This window comes from Neorhizobium galegae, from assembly GCF_021391675.1.
GTDB lineage: Bacteria > Pseudomonadota > Alphaproteobacteria > Rhizobiales > Rhizobiaceae > Neorhizobium > Neorhizobium galegae_B.
The window spans coordinates 768,491-786,788 of the sequence record NZ_CP090095.1 but is presented as its reverse complement, the minus strand read 5'-3'; the positions used below and the strand labels follow the sequence as shown (position 1 = coordinate 786,788).

Sequence of the window (18,298 nt, the reverse complement as noted above, 5' to 3'; positions counted from 1 at the left end):
AAGAAAGGCAGCCGAAGCTGCCTTTGAAGTTTAATGCTGTCCAACGAGGGTCGGTGGAGACGTCATGTCTATGAAAGCTCGCGGCTAGGCGTAGTTCATACACGAGACGAAACCATGTTGCTCCACTTTTGATCGAAGCGGCTTAATGGGTCGTTAACAGCGGCCCATTTCTGGATTTCATGCTGGATATGTGCCGTATCGATACATTTCGCCTCGTTGGGGATACCCGGCGCATCAGCTTTTCAACTCGACAAGGCCATCGAACAGATCGAGCGCTTCCGGATTGGCGAGCGCCTCCTTATTCTTGACGGGCCGGCCATGCACGACGTCGCGGACCGCCAGTTCGACGATCTTGCCGGACTTGGTGCGCGGGATATCGGCGACCTGGATGACCTTTGCCGGTACATGGCGCGGCGAAGCGCCGGTGCGGATGCGGGCCTTGATCGCCTTGGTAAGATCTTCGGTCAGCGTCAGGCCGCCGGCGAGGCGCACGAACAGGATGACGCGGACATCGTCGTCCCAGTCCTGGCCGATGCAGATGGCTTCCGCGACCTCCTCCATCTGCTCCACCTGATTGTAGATCTCGGCGGTGCCGATCCGTACGCCGCCGGGATTGAGCGTGGCGTCGGAACGGCCATGGATGACGATGCCGTCATGTTCTGTCCATTCGGCGAAATCACCGTGGCACCAGACATTGTCGAAACGCTCGAAATAGGCAGCACGGTATTTCTGCCCCTCAGGATCGTTCCAGAACATGATCGGCATGGCCGGAAATGCCTTCGAGCAGACGAGCTCGCCCTTTTCGCCGCGTACCGGCTTGCCGTCGTCGTTCCAGACATCGACGGCCAAGCCCAGGCCAGGCCCCTGGATCTCGCCGCGCCAGACCGCCTTGAGCGGATTGCCAAGCACGAAACAGGAAACGATGTCCGTACCGCCGGAGATCGAAGCCAGATGCACGTCGCTCTTGATGCCTTCGTAGACGAAGGAGAAGCCCTCCGGTGACAGCGGCGATCCGGTCGAGGTCATCAGCCGCAGCGCCGAGAGATCGTGGCTATCCTTCGGCACGATGCCGCCCTTGCGGACTGCGTCGATGTATTTCGCCGAGGTGCCGAATACCGCGAACTGCTCGGCTTCAGCATAGTCGAACAGGACGTTGCCGTCCGGCGCGAAGGGCGATCCGTCGAACAGGCAGAGCGTGGCGCCGACCGCGAGGCCCGAGATCAGCCAGTTCCACATCATCCAGCCGCAGGTGGTGAAATAGAACAGCTTTTCGCCGGGCTCGAGGCTGCAATGGAAGCGATGTTCCTTGAGGTGCTGCAGCAGCGTGCCGCCGGCCGAATGGACGATGCATTTCGGCACGCCGGTCGTGCCGGACGAGAAGAGAATGTAGAGCGGATGCGCGAACGGCAGAGGCTCGAACTCGACGGTCTTCGCCTCATAAGGCGCCGTGAAATCGGCAAGTGTGCGGCCATCGGCAAGCGATGCGGCGAGTGCGGGAGCGTCGCCCGCATAGGACACCACCAAAACCGGCGTCTTCAGGACCTCCGAGACCGTCTTCACCTTGGCGGAGACATCCTGGAGCTTGCCGTTGTACCAATAACCGTCGCAGGTGATGAACAGTTTCGGGCCGATCTGGCCGAAACGATCGAGCACGCCCTGCTCGCCGAAATCGGGGGAGCAGGAGGACCAGATGGCGCCGATCGAGGCAGCGGCCAGCATGCAGGCGACCGTCTCCGGCATGTTCGGCATCATCGCGGCGACGCGGTCGCCCTTCTGGATACCGAGCGCTCGGAAGGCCTGCTGCAGGCGTGAGACCTCGGCGCGGAGCTTGTCCCAGGACCAGCGATAGCTCACCTTGTCCTCGCCGCGGAAGATCAGCGCGTCACCGGCGCCCGTTTCGGCGAGGAGGTTTTCCGCGAAATTCAATGTCGCATCGGGGAAAAAGCGGGCGGCGAGCATGTCTTCGCCGTTGATCAGCACGCGTTCGCCGCGCTCGCCCTTGACGCCACAGAAACCCCAGACCGCCGACCAGAATTCGGCGCGCTCGACGATCGACCATGCGTAGAATGCATCGTAGTCGGGAAAGCTTTTGCCAAAGCGCTCCGCGCACCAGCCGATGAAATGATAAAGCGGGGTTTTCTGCTGCGCTTCCTTCGAAGGACTCCACAGCGGCTGTTCGTTGCCCATTCCCATTCCTCCACCCCCGGGAGAACCCTGCCCGACATCGGAAACCAGGGTCCCGTCCTCTCTCCATCTGCGCCCGAGCCTCAGGGGCCGGACGTGTCGGCCTGTATAGCATGTTGCACCGCGTGATAAAGAGGACAGCCGGGGACGTTTCCCGGATTTGCACGGGGCCTGCATTTCCTATATGCGCGTGGTGATCATGCTCACCAATCCGATCGGAAATCTGCGGAAGAACCTGAGCCGCCCGCTGGGTCGGCGGTCGCGCCGCGTTCTGATCGGTGCCATCGTCGCCCTCTTCCTGTTCGCGCTTTTCCAGGTTATCGCACCGTTCCTCATTTCGTCGGCCGTCGTGCGCGAAAGCATGGAGCGGGCGGTCGCCGAATGGACCGGCCATGACGTGGAGATCGAGGGAACCCCGGATATCCGCTTCTGGCCCCAGCCTCGGGTCACGCTCCGGGACATCACCATCCGCAAGCAGGCGGAAGACGGCGAGCGCGTGCTCGGCCGGGTCTCGCGGCTTTCGGCCTCCTTCGATCTCATGCCGGCCCTGGTCGGCCAACCCGAGTTCAAGGACTTCCGGCTCACCGATCCGGAAATCTACGTCGTCAGGGAGGCCAACGGCAGGCTCGACTGGGCGAATGACGGGCTGCTCAGCCGTGCAGTGCGCGATGCGCGGCCGGATGGCAGCGGCCAGGCGCTGACGGCGGATGACGATGCACGCATGGGCGATGTCCGCATCACCAACGGAACGCTCGAAATCTCCGACCTCGCCAGCGGCCGCGTCACACGGTTTCAGTCGATCGACGGAACGCTCGACTGGCCCTGGCTTTCTCGCGGCCTGGAGCTGAAGGCGGATGCCGAGCTCAACGGCCGGGCGCTGACGCTGGACATAAGTTCGACCCAGCCCCTGCTGCTGCTCTCGGGCAAAAGCGGCGATATCTCGGGCACGACGGCGTCCACCCTCTTTCGGGGCCAGTTCCGAGGCGTCGCCAACCTTGCGGCGCAGGCATTTCTTTCCGGCGATGCCGAACTGGCGGTCCCCGACCTTGCGGCGGCGATGAGCTGGGCCGGCCTGAATTTTTCCGGCACGGAACGCGTGAAAAGCTTCTCTTTGACGACCCACCTCGTTACCAACGACAACGTCCTGCGCTTCGACAACCTCTCCCTCAGCCTGAACGACGCCAAGGCGACCGGCATACTCGATCTGCTGCTGCCTGCGGACAAACCGCCGAGACTGACCGGCACGCTCGCCTTCGACCAAATGGACTTTTCCGCGGCGCTTGCCGCCATTGCGCCACGCACCATGGGAGACGCCAGCGAGAGCGATGGCCAGCTCGCCGATCTGGAACTCGACCTGAGGCTTTCCGCCCAGCAGGCGACACTTGGACCTTTCCAGCTTTCGGAGGCCGCCGTGAGCGTGATGAACACCGGCGAGCAATCGCGTATCGACATTGCCGACAGCGATTTCGAGACGGGCCGGCTGACCGGCCGGGTCGCCACCGTGAAAGGCGGCGTGGCCGGGGCTGTCGCCTTGCGCCTTGCTGTCCAGGATGCCGATTTCGGGAATATCGTCAGGAAACTCGGCCTCGCCGGGCCACTTCCGGCGGCACGCGGATCGTTGGACCTGGCGCTCGACGTCGACCGGCCGCTGGAGCCGGAAGCCTGGCGCAACGCCAAGGGTACCTTGCGCTTCCGTGCGGACCGCGGTTCGTTTTCAGGCATCAATATTGCCGGCATCCGGCAGCTTGCGGCGCAAAAACCCTATTTCCCCTTAAGCGATGCCGGCAGCGGCAGCCTGGAATTCGAGCATATCGACATCTCCGCCAATCTCGCGGGTGGCTCGGCGGATATCCGCGAGGGGAAGATAACCGGCGCCGCAGAAACGCTGACGCTTTCGGGCGTCATTCCTTACATCAACAACAGCCTCGCGCTCTCGGCGATCGTCGAAACGATCCCGCAGGGTGCCGATACCGCGCCGCTGATGGTCTTCATCGGCGGGTCCTGGCCCAACCCGGTGATCTGGCCTGTTTCGCAAACTCCGGCGAAGCCCCTACAATGAGCCGAATCAACCGGATGGGGGTAATCTGGTGGCGCGGGTCCTGATCAATCTATGCAAGGCGCTGCTCGCCTGTCTCATCATGGGCGCAGTCTTAAGCTTCTTCGGCATCACCATGCCGTCGCTGCTGGCGCTCCTGCATCTGACGCCGGACGATATCCGGCTCGGGATCGAGAACGCCTATGTCTGGTCGGTGCCGCGCATCGTACTCGGGGCCGTCATCGTGCTGCCGGCCTGGCTGCTCATCTACATCTTCTTGCCGCCGCGTGGAGGCGAGTGAGCTTCAGGTCGTCCCGCGGGCTGCGACGTGTTCGTCGCGGATACGCCGCATCTCGGCCTGCTTGGTGGTGATCGAGGTGATGATGACGCCGATGGTGACAAGCCCGATCAGGATGGTGCAGATCGCGTTGATTTCCGGCGTGACGCCCAGGCGAACCTGGCTGTAGATCTTGATCGGCAACGTGGTTGCGCCGGGACCTGTGGTGAAGCTCGCGATCACCAGGTCGTCGAGTGACAGTGTAAAGGCGAGCATCCAGCCGGCGATGACCGCCGGAAAGATCAACGGCAGGGTGATCTTGAAGAAGGTCTTGACCGGCGGGCAGCCGAGATCGAGGGCCGCCTCCTCCAGGCTCCGGTCGAAGGTCAGCAGTCGCGACTGCACGACGATCGCCACATAGCACATCGTGAAGGTCGTATGCGCGATGATGACCGTCCAGAAACCGCGATCGATGCCGACCGCGACGAACAACAACAGCATCGACAGGCCGGTGATCACTTCCGGCATGACGAGCGGCGCATAGATCATCCCGGAAAACAGCATCCGGCCGGGAAAGCGCGTGAAGCGCACGAGGGAAAGGGCCGCGAGCGTGCCGAGCACCGTACCGATCGTGGCGCTGATGACGCCGACGCGTGCCGTTACCCACGCGGCGTCCATGAGACCCTGGTTCGACCACATGGTGCGATACCATTGCAGAGAAAAGCCGCCCCAGACCGTGACGAGCTTGGAGGCGTTGAACGAATAGACCACCAGGATGATGATCGGGATGTAGAGGAAGGCGAAACCGAGGGTGAGGACGGTGGCGTCGAAGCGGGATGATTTCATCTCAAGCCACCTTCTTTTGCTGGTTCTGAAAAATCATGATCGGTACGACCAGCATGATCAGCAGGATGACCGCCACTGCCGATGCCAGCGGCCAGTCGCGGTTGCCGAAAAATTCCGTCCACAGCGTCTTGCCGATCATCAGCGTATCGGCACCGCCGAGCAGATCCGGGATGACGAATTCGCCGGTGATCGGGATGAAGCAGATCATCGAACCGGCGATGACGCCCGGCAGCGACAAGGGAAAGGTGATCTTCCAGAATGCCTTCCAGGGCGGGCAGCCGAGATCGCTCGCGGCCTCGAGCAGAGTGTTGTCCATCTTTTCCAGAGCCGCATAGAGCGGCAGGACCATGAACGGCAGGTAGGAATAGACTATGCCGACGAAGACGGCGTAATCGGTGCGAAAGATCTGCACCTGGTCATCCGCGCCGAGAAGGCCGACCGATTGGAACAGCAGCGTCAGCAGGCCATCCGGCTTCAGGATGCCTATCCAGGCGTAGACGCGGATCAGGAAGGACGTCCAGAACGGCAGGATGACCAGCATGACCAGCGTCGGCCGCAGCGTGGTCGGGGCGCGGGCCATGGCGAGCGCCATGGGATAACCGATCAGCAGCAGCAGGAACGTGGAGATCACCGCGATGCGCAGCGAAGAGAGATAGGCTTCTATGTAGAGGGGATCGTCGGTCAGGAAGAGATAGTTGTCGAGGTCCAGTTCGGAGACGAAATCGCCGAATGCGCCGAACCCTTCAAAGAGCGGCGTATAGGGCGGCATGGCGATCGCCGTCTCGGAGAGCGAGATCTTGAAGATGATCAGGAAAGGGGCGACGAAGAACAGCAGCAGCCAGAGATAAGGGACCGCGACCACCAGCCAGCGGGCGGGGTTGGGTTTGTTGGCGGGGTGGGTTTCGGAAACGCTTGCCATCTCCACTCCCCCGCTCAACGCGTCAACACGAGGCCGGCATCGAGCGGCCAGGTGAGCCAGACCATGTCGCCGAAGGTGATCGGCCGATCGACGAGGCGGGAAACGTTGGCCTGCGCCGCACGCACCACCCGGCCATCCGCGAGCTTCACCAGGAAAACCGAAAAGTCGCCCAGATAACCGATATCCCAGACTTCGCCGTAGACCGCATTGACCGAGGTATCCGCCGGCTGGTCGGGCGAAATGCGGACTTTTTCCGGCCGCACCGCGAAGGCGACCTTGTCGCCCACGACCGCCTGGCATTCCTGCTCGACCGATACCGCGATGCCGTCGCAATCGATCCTGACCGTGCCCGGCGCGCCAAGTGCGCTGCCGGTCGAAGCGACCGTGCCTTCGAGAATATTGATGTCGCCGATGAAATCCGCGACGTAGCGGCTGTTCGGCGCCTCGTAGATCTCGGCCGGCGTCGCCACCTGCATGATCAGGCCCTTGTCCATGACGGCGATACGATCGGACACGGTCATCGCCTCTTCCTGGTCGTGGGTGACGATCAGGAATGTCAGGCCGAGCTTGGTCTGGAGGTCCATCAGCTCGAACTGCGTCTCTTCGCGCAGCTTCTTGTCGAGCGCTCCGAGCGGCTCGTCGAGCAGCAGCACCTTGGGGCGCTTGGCGAGGGAACGGGCGAGCGCCACGCGCTGGCGCTGGCCGCCAGACAGCTGGTTCGGCTTGCGTTTGGCGAACTGCTCCAGCTTGACGAGCTTCAGCATTTCCTCCACGCGGGTGGCGATCTCACCCTTCGGCAGATTGTCCTGCTCCAACCCGAAGGCGATGTTCTTTTCGACCGTCATATGGGGGAAGAGCGCGTAAGACTGGAACATCATGTTGGTCGGCCGGCGGTAGGGCGGCACGCCGGAAATATCCTTGCCCTGCAGCAGGATGCGGCCTTCGGTCGGCTCCTCGAAACCGGCGAGCATGCGCATCAGTGTCGTCTTGCCGCAACCGGAAGGCCCGAGCAGCGAGAAGAATTCCCGCTCGTAGATATCAAGCGTCAGGTTATCGACGGCGGTGAAATCGCCGAACCGTTTGGTGATGTTTTCGAAACGAATGAACGGAACCGCCGACGGATCGGTCCAGGGAGAAAATTTACGCTTAACCGGCCCAAGAGATTTCGCCATGCCCTTACCCCATTTCGCCCGATGGCGGCTGCCCCAAAAGTAATCGGGGCAGACGTTTCCGCCTGCCCCGCCCTTGATCAGCTACCGGTCTTGATCTGCGTCCAGACCCGGTTCAGGACCCGCTGCTCGCGCGGCCCGTATGGCGAAATGATGAAGAGTTTCTTGACCACGTCTTCCGGCGGATAGACGGAAGGATTTTCCAGGACTTCCTTGTCGATGAACTTCTGCGAAGCCAGGTTGCCGTTGGCGTATTGAACGAAGTTCGAAGCCTTGGCGATGACTTCCGGTTTCATCAGGTAGTTGATGAAGGCATGCGCTTCGGCGACATGCTTCGCGTCCGCCGGGATCGCGAGGTTGTCGAACCACATATAGGTGCCTTCCTTGGGAATGATGAATTCGATGTTGACGCCGTTCTTGGCTTCCTCGGCGCGGGTCTTGGCCTGCAGCACGTCGCCCGACCAGCCGATGGTGATGCAGCTGTCGCCATTGGCGAGCTCATCGATATAGGCGGACGAATTGAAGGTCTTCACCGACTTGCGAATTTTCGCGTAGACGGCGCCGCCGGCTTCGAGGTCCTTGGTGTCCTTGCTGTCAGGATTCTTGCCGAGATAGTTCAGCGCGATTGCGAAGGTCTCGTCGGATGCATCGAGGATGTTGATGCCGCAGGACTTCAGCTTGGCAGCATTTTCCGGCTTGAAGAGAACATTCCAGCTGTCGATGGGAACATTGCCGAGTGCCGCCTTCACCTTGTCGACGTTATAACCGATGCCGGTCGTGCCCCACATGTAGTTGACGGCATATTGATTGCCGGGATCGTATTTCGACAGACGCTCGGAAACCAGCGGCCACACGTTGGAGAGGTTCGGCAGCTTCGACTTGTCGAGCTTCTGGAAAACCTTGGCCTGGATCTGGCGGGCGAGGAACGGGCCGGTCGGAACGACGACATCATAACCGGAGCCGCCGGCGAGAAGCTTGGTCTCCAGCATCTCGTTGCTGTCGAACACGTCGTAGATGACCTTGATGCCGGTCTCCTTGGTGAAATCGACCAGGATCGACTCATCGATATAGTCCGACCAGTTGTAGACGCGAACTTCGCGCTCCTGGGCCAAGGCAGCCGTCGCGGCGAAGGCCGTGGCAGCAACTGCAGCGGCAAGACTGAGCAAATGACTTTTCATGATCTCTCCTGTTCCAGTTTTTTCTGCGCAATCGTCAAAATCACGCCCAATTCCCTTATATTTTTCGCGAGAGTAAAAAGTAATTTTACACCCCACAAGGGGGAATGTGCGCCGCCGCAAAACTCATTGGAAATCGAAGGCGCTGAGGCCGGTTACCATCTCGTCCAGACCGAGCGGCCTGGTGACCGGCGGCTCGGCACGGGAAAGGCAACCCTGTCTTTCGCAAAGCCGGCAGGCGGTGCCGACAAGTACCGTAGCCGCGCTCCCCGGCAGGGCCTCGCCATAGACGGCGTCTCCCGCGCTCGACAGATCGCAGCCGAGAAGGATCGCGGTGCGCCGGATCCGCTCGCCGAACCCCGCCTGCGGGCCTTCGAGCGTCCTCGACAATGTCAGGAACGTCCCGCCATCCGGCATTTCTACCCGATCGACGAGGACCTGACCCGGCTGGAGGAAGGCGGAATGGAGCCCAAGCTTCGGACAGAGCCCGCCGAACCGTGCCTGCGGGAACCCCTGGGCACCGGCGCGGCGGATCGCGTTGCCGGCGTGGTCGAGTTCCATCAGAAAAAACGGGATGCCCGGCGCACCGGGCCGCGCGAGAGACGTCAGGCGGTTGGCGGCCTGCTCGAACGATACATCGAAGCGCGAGCGCAACACGTCGAGATCGTATCGGGCGCGCTGGGCTGCCGCGAGAAAAGCCCCATAGGGCATCATCAGCGCATGGGCGGCATAACGGGCGAGTTCGAAGCGGCCGATGCGCCGCGCCTCGTTGGTGGAGAGGTTGAGGTCTTCGAGTTCGGCGGCAATCTCCTGGCCCAGCGCCAGCAGCGCCACTTCCATGGCGAGTTCACGGGTTCGGTCGAAAGGAGAAAGCCGTTCCGACAGAAACAGCCGCATGGAATGGCGGTCGTAACGCCGGCGCAGGTTCGGCATGGCATGGACAGGCAGCGTGCGCACCACGATGCCGTGCTCGTTCTTCGCCCAGGCCTTCAAGGCGCCGGGCAGTTCGTCGCCGGTTCCGAGCCTGGCCGCGAAGGTTTCCGCCGCATCCTCGATGCGCGCGAAGAAGTTGGGGCGACGCTCCAGCGTCTCGCGCACGTCGTCTATCGGCAGGCGCGTGCCGGCAATCGATGTTTCGTGACCTTCGCGAGCGAGAAGCTCGGCGAGATCGGAAAGCCTTGCTGCCTGCTCGCGATAGGCGCGATAGAGCTTCATCAGCCCGAGCGCCGCATTGGGAGCCGCCTCCGCCACCTCGATGATTTCCTGGTCGCCGGGGATTTCACCCGCCAACAACGGATCGGCAAATACCTCGCGCAGCCGCCCGGCAAGACCGCCGCCCTCGCCCTGCAGCGCATCGAGATCGACCTTGTAGACGGAGGCGAGCTTCAAGAGGAGCTGGACGGTCAGCGGCCGCTGGTTGCGCTCGATGAGATTGAGATAGGAAGGCGAAATGCCGAGCGCCTCGGCCATGGCCGTCTGGGTGAGACCAAGCCCCAATCGTACCCGCCGCACCCGCGGGCCGGCAAAAATCTTTCGCTCTGCCATTTGTCACCGTTTTTACAAAATTACCGGCTGACCACTTTTACTAAATTGACATCTTCACAGAACTTCTTGTGAAAGACAAGACATCCTAACCCCTTTGCCGGCACCAATCCGGCATCTTTTCTGGCAGTGCAGCATTCTATTCTGTAAATATAGTCACATCAAACCCGCAGCGAGCGGCTGACCCATTTACACAGGAGGATGACAATGACAGATTTTTACACGCTGGTTCCAGGCGCTCAAAAAGGCCGGTTCGAGGGGGTCGAACGCCCCTATTCCGCAGACGACGTCAAGCGGTTGCGCGGCTCAGCCGAGATCCGTTATTCGCTCGCCGAAATGGGTGCCAACCGGCTGTGGTCGCTGCTGCACAGCGAGGACTTCGTCAACGCGCTCGGCGCGATGACAGGCAATCAGGCCATGCAGCAGGTCCGGGCCGGGCTGAAGGCGATCTACCTGTCGGGCTGGCAGGTCGCAGCCGATGCCAATACCGCTTCCGCCATGTATCCGGATCAGTCTCTTTATCCGGCCAATGCCGCGCCGGAACTGGCGCGGCGCATCAACCGCACGCTGCAGCGTGCCGACCAGATCGAGACGGCGGAAGGCAAGGGCCTTTCGGTCGAAACCTGGTTCGCGCCGATCGTTGCGGATGCGGAAGCCGGGTTCGGCGGGCCGCTCAACGCCTTCGAGATCATGAAGGCCTTCATCGAGGCGGGTGCAGCGGGCGTCCACTACGAGGACCAGCTCGCATCGGAAAAAAAGTGCGGCCACCTCGGCGGCAAGGTTCTGATCCCGACCGCCGCACATATCCGCAACCTGACGGCCGCGCGGCTTGCCGCCGACGTCATGGGCACGCCGACGCTGGTGATCGCCCGCACCGATGCGGAAGCGGCAAAGCTGCTCACCTCGGATATCGACGAGCGCGACCGGCCCTTCGTCGACTACGATGCCGGGCGCACGGTCGAGGGTTTCTATCAGGTGAAGAACGGGCTCGAACCCTGCATCGCCCGCGCCGTCGCCTATGCACCCTATTGCGATCTCATCTGGTGCGAAACCTCGAAGCCGGATCTCGAACAGGCCCGCCGGTTCGCGGAGGGGGTCCACAAGGCGCATCCGGGCAAGATGCTCGCCTATAACTGCTCGCCGTCGTTCAACTGGAAAAAGAATCTCGACGACGCGACGATCGCCAAGTTCCAGCGGGAACTGGGTGCGATGGGCTACAAGTTCCAGTTCATCACGCTCGCGGGCTTCCACCAGCTGAATTTCGGCATGTTCGAACTCGCCCGTGGCTACAAGGACCGCCAGATGGCTGCCTATTCGGAGCTGCAGGAAGCGGAATTCGCCGCCGAGATCCACGGCTACACCGCCACAAAACACCAGCGCGAGGTCGGCACCGGCTATTTCGACGCCGTCTCCGTGGCCATCACCGGCGGACTTTCGTCCACCACCGCGATGAAGGAATCCACCGAGCACGACCAATTCCGGCCGGCCGCGGAATAAGCCTGAACCCTATCACAAAGAGGAGAACCGACATGAACATCCAGACCCACGTCAAGGAACGCGCAGAAGAGCAGTCGAGCGCGATGACGCCCGACCAGCAGGCGGCGATCCGCACGCTCGCCAACGACCTGCATCGCCTCAACCATGCGATCATGAAAGCGGTCGAGGCCGGGGTTTCAGTGGAGCTCGTCCGTTCCGCCCGGCACCACGGCGGCGACGGCCACTGGGGCGACCTGATGATCCCGGTCATCGTCACCAACCGGGTGCAGTGACAGGAAGACAGTCTAGGGCTGGCGGCCGGCAAATAGCGGGCCGTGGCCTCGGGCGAACTTCACCATGCGATCGACCACCGTGCGGATATCCCGGCGGTGGCGATCGTCGTTGTTCATGACGATCCACTGGTTGTGCCGAAGGCTCTCGATCTCCCCGCCAACCCGCTCCAGCCGCATGTCCTGGTCGCCGACGAAACAGGGCAGGACCGCAGTTCCGGCCCCGCCCAGCGCCAAATCGCGCAGGGAACGCGGGCGGTTGACGGTGACCGCCACTTGCGCTGCCCGTTCCTGATGCGGCCAACGGAGATAGGCGGAAATCGCGTCCTCCTCCGAGACCGCAAGCCAGCGGTCGGCAACCGAGGGGTGGGCGTTGCGGGCGCGATAGGCTGCATAGGCGACTTCCCCGAGCCTGGTTGCAGCAAGGTTCGGCTCCTCCGGCTCGAAGGCACGTATGCCGATATCGCTTTCCCGGTGCGCCAGGCTCGCCCGTCGTTCGGCGACATAGAAATCGAGGCGGAAGTCGTCGCGCTCGGTGCGGATAAGCGAGAGATTGCGGGTGAACATCCAGGCAAGCCAGGTGCCGCAGGCGACCCGCACCAGCGTCGAACCGGCGCCTTCCCGTTTCCAGCTCTCGATGCGGCGGGCGGCGCCCTCCATCTCCAGAATCTGCGCAAACAACGCAGACCCATCGGCGGTCAGCTGATAGCCGGTACGGCTGCGTAAAAACAACGGACGCCCGACGGCCTCTTCCAGATCGAGCATCCGTCGGCCGATCGTGGCGGGGCTCAATCCGGTGATGCCGGCAGCACCGGACAGCCCGCCAAGCCGGGCAACCTGCATGAAAAGCTCGTAGGCATCCCAGTTGACGTTTTTCATGGGTGAAAGACATAGCGGGAATTCGGCGGTAAAAGAAGCAGTTTTTGAGGTTTAATAGAGGAGACGATTTCCACAAACGGAGGAATTCCGATGTATGAGAACATCGTCACAGCCGCCTTTTCGTACCTCTTCCGAACAAGTCCCATCCGTCGCGATATCGCAGCGGAGAACGATTTCTATGAACGTTACGCCCATCCCTACCCGCGCTGGTTCGTCAGCCTGCAGCGGGTGACGGATAGACACAAGACGACAAAGGGCGGCATCGCTGCCGCCCAGGAGATTGGTTCCGGTCTATCCGGTGGCGCAGGCGATGACCAGAACTCCGACCATTGCCGCACCAGGCAATATTGCCGGGCAGTGCCAGAGCGGTGTGGCACCCGGGTTTCCGCGGTGCCCGGCTCTTCATCGCTTTGATATCGGCAGATATCACGCAGCGCGGGAATAACCCGAGCGGCGACTGCTCGCGTCGATGCGGAACTGCTCTACCAGTTCGAGCAGGGCATCCGCCTCGCTTGCGAGACGTCTGCTTGCTTCCGTCGTCTCGCCGACCATCGCGCCGTTCTGCTGGGTCATCTGGTCCATGCGGTTTACGGAGTTGTTGATGTCCTGCAACGCGGCCGATTGATCGCGGCTGGCCGTCGCGATCATTTCCACATGCTGGCTGACGCCGGTGATCTGTTGGCTGATCGCTGCCAGCACTTCGCCCGCCTGCTGCACCAGACCGGCACCGGAGCCGACTTCCCGGCTCGACTGGGTGATCAGATCCTTGATCTCCTTGGCGGCACCGGCGGAACGCTGAGCCAGTTCGCGAACTTCCTGCGCTACGACCGCAAATCCCTTGCCGGCCTCACCGGCACGGGCTGCCTCGATGCCGGCGTTGAGCGCCAGAAGGTTGGTCTGGAAAGCGATGTCGTCGATGACCTCGATGATCAGCTCGATCTTGCCGGAAGCCTCTTCGATACGTCCCATGGCAGCGACCGCGTTGCTCACCACGGTGCCGGAGCTGTCGGCGCTCTTCTTGGTGACGGCGACCGCCAGATCCGCCTCGCGGGCGCGCTCGGCCGAAGAACGGACCGTCGCGGTGATCTCGTCGACCGCGGCAGCCGTCTCCTCGAGAGAAGCCGCCTGGGTTTCGGTACGGCGCGACAGTTCGGTCGAGGAATGGCTGAGGTCGGCACTGCTTTTCTGGATGGAAAGCGTGCTTTCGCGGATATGAGACAGCGTGTCCCGCAGCCGGACGATGGAGCCGTTGAAGTCGGTGCGGAGCTGCTCCAACCGGCCGGAATATTGTGTCTCGATCGTGCTCGACAGGTCGCCCTGAGCCAGGCGGGCCAAAGCCGCACCCAGTTCGCTGACGGCGGTGTCGATCTCACGGTCGACACGTTGCTTTTCGGCGTCGTTGCGACGGCGCTCGGCCTCCGTTTCGGCACGATGCTCGGCGCTGCGGCTTTCCAGCCGTTGTTTTTCGCGCGCGGCTTCCCGGAAGACTTCCAGGGCGCGGGCGATATTGCCGAATTCGTTACGGCGTTCGGCATAGGGTATTTCGGTCGCATCATTGCCTTGGGCCAGCGCATGCACGGTGCCGGTCAGCACGCCGAGCGGCCGTAGCAGCATACGCAGGGCGAAAAGGCTCGCTATCCCGATGACGAGAAGAGCGCCAAGCGAGGTGCCGATGACGATATAACCCGCGGTGGCGATATGGGCGAAATAGACTTCCATCGGAATGCCGATGAAAAGCAGGCCGGTGACGCCGTTCGAGGCGTTGGTGATGGGGAAATACCCCGTCATGAAATCCTTGCCGAACAAGACAGCGGGCCCGAAATAAGCTTCCCCCCGCGCCAGGAACGGCTGCGCCGGGTGCTCCGCGGCAAGCTTGGTGCCGACCGCCCGCTCGCCCTTTTCCGTCTTCACATTGGTCGATATCCGGACATAGTCGGTGCCCTTCTTTTCGAACAGGGTCGCGACACCGCCGATGGCGGACGCCGTGCGATCGACCATGTCATGGTCCTTCACCGCACCCTCGGCCTGACTGACACGGATGACTACGCCGTCACGGATCTCGGTTTTGGCGCCATCCAATTCCAGATCGTAAAGCAGGCTCATGGTGCGGATCGCCTTGCGCGCATCGTCCTTCGCCGTATCCATGATATCGCCGCGCAGGTAGTTATAGGTGAGGCCACCTACCGCTATCACCGCAACAAAGATCATGAAGAGGCAAAGAAGAACGATCCGCGATACCACGGACGACGGCAGGATTTTGATCATTTAGGCCAGCTTCCCCGCAAAACTATGTACTGAAATCTAGTATCGTCGGGGAAAGTGAAAATTTACTAAATTTGAATGTAGTGAATTAATGCGCGAAACTGACGCAAGCCTGAGCTCGGGAATGCGCGAAAATAAACAGGCCAGCGCTCCGCGGGCGTGACTAAAGATCGCCGCCGTTCAGGCGCGCGATGAGATCGAAGCGTGGAAGCTCTTAGAAAAAAAGCGTCGGAAGCGCGAGGAGCGCGGCCGTTGCACCGATGGCGATCGCGAGAAAACGGAGGCGAATGAGCTTCGGGTTATCCTGAACCTTAGCGATTGCGATTGCGCGGGCACGGCTGGGTCTCTGCATGGAAACGGCACTCCAAGGCAAGTTGCTCTGGCGCTCCAGCGGCCACCGGCAGGAAGCGCATGCCCGCCTTAAACCACAGGATTTGGCTGGCATTAAGGCAGGATGGGGCGCTCACATTAACAACTGCTGAATCAACCTATACTACAATGCGTCCCCACAAACATGGCCCGAAGCCCAGGCCCATTGGAAATTGTAGCCGCCGAGCCAGCCGGTCACATCCACGCATTCGCCGATGAAATAAAGGCCGGAGACCGCCTTTGCCTGCATCGTCCTGGAATCCAGTTCCGAGGTGTCGATGCCGCCGAGCGTCACCTCAGCTGTCCGGTATCCTTCGGAGCCGGCCGGCCGGATGGCCCAGGTCTGGATCGAGGCGGCCAGCCCCTCGACCGCCTTGTCGGGAAGATCGGCGAGATGCCCGGTCAGGCCGCGGTTTTCGACGAAGAACTGAGCCAGCCGTTTCGGCAACACTTCCGCCAGTACCGTCTGCGCCGCCTGCCTTCCGTTGGCCTTGCGGGCCGTCTTGAGGATCCCTGCGATATCCAGGTCGGGCTCGATAACCAGCGTCACGTCATCGCCTTCCCGCCAATAGGAGGAAATCTGCAGGATCGACGGGCCGCTCAAGCCACGATGCGTAAAGAGCAATGCCTCGCGGAAGGCAGTCCTGCCGTGACGGACTTCGGCCGGCACCGCGATGCCGGAAAGCGGCGAGAGTTTTTCGAGCAGGTTCGGATCGAGCGTCAGCGGCACGAGCGCCGGCCGCGTCTCGACGATCTTCAGCCCGAATTGCCGGGCGACGTCGTAAGCAAAACCGGTGGCGCCCATCTTTGGGATCGATTTGCCGCCGGTCGCAACCACCAGGGACCCCGCCTCCACCGGCCCGTCGGAGGTGCCGACGCGGAAGCCGTCGGGCGTCTTTTCGATCGACGTGATCTGTTTCTGCAGTTCGAGCACCACGTTCGCCGCCTTCATCTCGGACAGCAGCATACGGATAATGTCCTTGGCGCTATCGTCGCAGAAGAGCTGGCCGAGCGTCTTTTCGTGCCAGGCGATACCATGGCGTTCGACCATGTCCAGAAAATCGCGCGGCGTGTACCGGGCGAGCGCCGACTTGGCGAAATGCGGATTGGCGGAGATATAGTTTTTCGCGCTTGCGTGGATATTGGTGAAATTGCAACGACCGCCGCCGGAAATGCGGATCTTCTCGCCCGGCGACTTGGCGTGATCGAGGACCAGCACCGAGCGGCCGCGGCCGCCGGCACGGATGGCGCACATCATGCCCGCGCCGCCGGCGCCCAAAACCACTACATCGAATTTCCGCGTCACCGCCTGCTCCTTGTTTCGATATCTGCTGTTTTCGATCGGCAACTCAAAGTCAATGGCGTCTCCCCCTCGCCATTCGCCAATCCGTGGTTATGATGGAACATCCGATCAACCTCACCCCGATGTGTCATGCCGCGCAAAAAAACCGCTCCCGCCCTCGCAACCGGCACCGTGGCAAAAGCCGCAACTGCCCAGCCGACGCTCACTTCGCTCAGAGGGGTGGCGGACTGGCGGGAGGCCGCCGCGTGGCTTCGGGCTCGAGGGATAGAGGATATCGAGTGCATCACGCCCGATCTCGCCGGCGTGGCGCGGGGCAAGATGATGCCCTCTTCGAAGTTCACCTCGAACACCTCGCTGGCGCTGCCGTCCGCTCTCTACCGCCACACCATTTCCGGTGAATATCCCGAAGAAACCGGCACGTTCCGCTATGAGCCTCGCGACAGCGACCTGAAGCTGGTGCCGGATCTTTCGACCCTGGCGGTGGTGCCCTGGGAGACCGACCCGACCGCGCAGGTGATCTGCGACATCGTCGATACCGAAGGCAAGGCGGTTCCCTATACGCCGCGCAACGTGCTGAAGAACATCCTCAAGCTCTATGAGGAGCGCGGCTGGAAGCCCGTCGTGGCGCCGGAGATCGAATTTTACCTCGTCGCCAAGAACGATGATCCGGACTATCCGTTGCACCCGCCGAAAGGCCGATCCGGCCGGTCCATCCTCGGCGGCCAGGGTTATTCGATCGCAGGCATCAACGAATTCGACGAGCTGATCGACGACATCTACCATTTTTCGGAAAAGCAGGGCCTCGAGATCGATACGCTGATCCACGAGGAAGGCCCGGCGCAGCTCGAGATCAACCTGCGCCATGGCGATCCGATCGAACTCGCCGACCAGGTGTTCATGTTCAAGCGCACCATCCGCGAGGCGGCCCTGAAACACGGCATCTACGCGACATTCATGGCCAAGCCGATGCAGGGCCAGGCAGGCTCGGCGATGCACATCCACCAGTCGGTGGTCGACATCAAGACCGGCAAGAACGTCTTCTCGAACCCGGACGGCTCCGCCTCGAAGGAATTTTTCCACTTCATCGGCGGCATGCAGACCTATGTGCCCAAATCTCTCGCGATGATGGCGCCCTATGTGAACTCCTATCGCCGCCTGACACCCGACATGTCGGCGCCGGTCAACAATGCCTGGGGTTACGACAACCGGACCACCGCCTTCCGCGTGCCAGTCTCGGATGCGAATGCCCGTCGCGTCGAAAACCGCCTGCCGAGTTCGGACGCCAATCCCTATCTGGCGCTCGCGGCCTCGCTCGGCTGCGGCCTGCTCGGCATCATGAACGCGATCGAGCCGGGACCGCCGACCGAGGATACTGCCAACGAGGGGTCGATCGAACTGCCCCGCGGCCTGCTCGAAGCCGTATCGCTGCTCGAATCCGATCCGGCGCTCGCCGGCGTCTTCAGCTCGGAATTCATCGGCCTCTATGCCGGCGTCAAGCGCGGCGAATTCGAGACCTTCATGCAGGTGATCAGCCCCTGGGAGCGGGAATTCCTGCTTCTCAACGTGTGAGGG

At 62.0% G+C, this 18,298-nt stretch carries 15 protein-coding genes; 6 read left to right on the top strand and 9 right to left on the bottom strand.

Translation table 11 applies throughout. The features are described from left to right. Nucleotides 1-234: 234 nt before the first annotated feature. Nucleotides 235-2,187 carry an acetoacetate--CoA ligase gene (locus LZK81_RS03840; RefSeq protein ID WP_233955241.1) on the bottom strand — a complete coding sequence of 651 codons (1,953 nt, stop codon included), beginning with the start codon at nt 2,185-2,187 and terminating at the stop codon, nt 235-237. Between the two features lie 181 nt (nt 2,188-2,368). Between LZK81_RS03840 and LZK81_RS03835 the strand changes: the two genes are divergently transcribed. Beyond that, the gene (locus LZK81_RS03835) at nt 2,369-4,243 is read left to right on the top strand and encodes an AsmA family protein (protein ID WP_233955240.1); all 1,875 of its coding nucleotides are present in this window, start codon (nt 2,369-2,371) and stop codon (nt 4,241-4,243) included. Between the two features lie 28 nt (nt 4,244-4,271). Further along, complete coding sequence (locus LZK81_RS03830; RefSeq protein WP_233955239.1) at nt 4,272-4,520, top strand: hypothetical protein; 249 nt, start codon at nt 4,272-4,274, stop codon at nt 4,518-4,520. Nucleotides 4,521-4,523: 3 nt separating this feature from the next. Here the strand turns inward: LZK81_RS03830 and LZK81_RS03825 are convergent, their stop codons facing one another. From LZK81_RS03825 to LZK81_RS03805, 5 genes are all read right to left on the bottom strand, one after another. Further along, on the bottom strand, nt 4,524-5,342 hold the full coding sequence (locus LZK81_RS03825; RefSeq protein ID WP_046664720.1) for an ABC transporter permease: 819 nt from the start codon (nt 5,340-5,342) through the stop codon (nt 4,524-4,526). Nucleotide 5,343: 1 nt separating this feature from the next. After that, nucleotides 5,344-6,261 (bottom strand): ABC transporter permease subunit, encoded by a 918-nt coding sequence (locus LZK81_RS03820; RefSeq protein WP_233955238.1) that lies wholly within the window; start codon nt 6,259-6,261, stop codon nt 5,344-5,346. Between the two features lie 14 nt (nt 6,262-6,275). Continuing rightward, complete coding sequence (locus tag LZK81_RS03815) at nt 6,276-7,433, bottom strand: ABC transporter ATP-binding protein (protein WP_046603285.1); 1,158 nt, start codon at nt 7,431-7,433, stop codon at nt 6,276-6,278. A 77-nt stretch (nt 7,434-7,510) separates the two neighbouring features. Next, on the bottom strand, nt 7,511-8,608 hold the full coding sequence (locus tag LZK81_RS03810; protein WP_233955237.1) for a polyamine ABC transporter substrate-binding protein: 1,098 nt from the start codon (nt 8,606-8,608) through the stop codon (nt 7,511-7,513). Nucleotides 8,609-8,731: 123 nt separating this feature from the next. Further along, complete coding sequence (locus LZK81_RS03805; RefSeq protein WP_233955236.1) at nt 8,732-10,150, bottom strand: helix-turn-helix domain-containing protein; 1,419 nt, start codon at nt 10,148-10,150, stop codon at nt 8,732-8,734. A 204-nt stretch (nt 10,151-10,354) separates the two neighbouring features. Between LZK81_RS03805 and aceA the strand changes: the two genes are divergently transcribed. Then, entirely contained in the window at nt 10,355-11,644 is a 1,290-nt protein-coding gene (aceA, locus tag LZK81_RS03800; protein ID WP_233955234.1) for an isocitrate lyase, read from the top strand. Nucleotides 11,645-11,676: 32 nt separating this feature from the next. Continuing rightward, nucleotides 11,677-11,916, top strand: a complete 240-nt coding sequence (locus tag LZK81_RS03795) for a hypothetical protein (RefSeq protein WP_046603281.1) — start codon at nt 11,677-11,679, stop codon at nt 11,914-11,916. Nucleotides 11,917-11,928: 12 nt separating this feature from the next. Here LZK81_RS03795 and LZK81_RS03790 read toward each other — a convergent pair whose 3' ends face one another. Next, nucleotides 11,929-12,792: a LysR family transcriptional regulator gene (locus LZK81_RS03790; RefSeq protein WP_233955233.1), complete on the bottom strand. Its 864-nt coding sequence runs from the start codon at nt 12,790-12,792 to the stop codon at nt 11,929-11,931. 90 nt (nt 12,793-12,882) lie between these two features. On the opposite strand from LZK81_RS03790, the gene LZK81_RS03785 reads away from it, so the two are divergent. Next, nucleotides 12,883-13,206: a hypothetical protein gene (locus LZK81_RS03785; RefSeq protein ID WP_046624932.1), complete on the top strand. Its 324-nt coding sequence runs from the start codon at nt 12,883-12,885 to the stop codon at nt 13,204-13,206. A 12-nt stretch (nt 13,207-13,218) separates the two neighbouring features. Here the strand turns inward: LZK81_RS03785 and LZK81_RS03780 are convergent, their stop codons facing one another. Beyond that, a complete protein-coding gene (locus LZK81_RS03780; RefSeq protein ID WP_233955232.1) occupies nt 13,219-15,057 on the bottom strand; it encodes a methyl-accepting chemotaxis protein in 1,839 nt (612 codons plus the stop codon). A gap of 490 nt (nt 15,058-15,547) precedes the next feature. Next, a complete protein-coding gene (locus LZK81_RS03775; RefSeq protein ID WP_233956453.1) occupies nt 15,548-16,681 on the bottom strand; it encodes an NAD(P)/FAD-dependent oxidoreductase in 1,134 nt (377 codons plus the stop codon). A 174-nt stretch (nt 16,682-16,855) separates the two neighbouring features. Between LZK81_RS03775 and LZK81_RS03770 the strand changes: the two genes are divergently transcribed. Further along, on the top strand, nt 16,856-18,295 hold the full coding sequence (locus tag LZK81_RS03770) for a glutamine synthetase family protein (protein ID WP_080954416.1): 1,440 nt from the start codon (nt 16,856-16,858) through the stop codon (nt 18,293-18,295). The last annotated feature ends 3 nt before the right edge of the window (nt 18,296-18,298 follow it).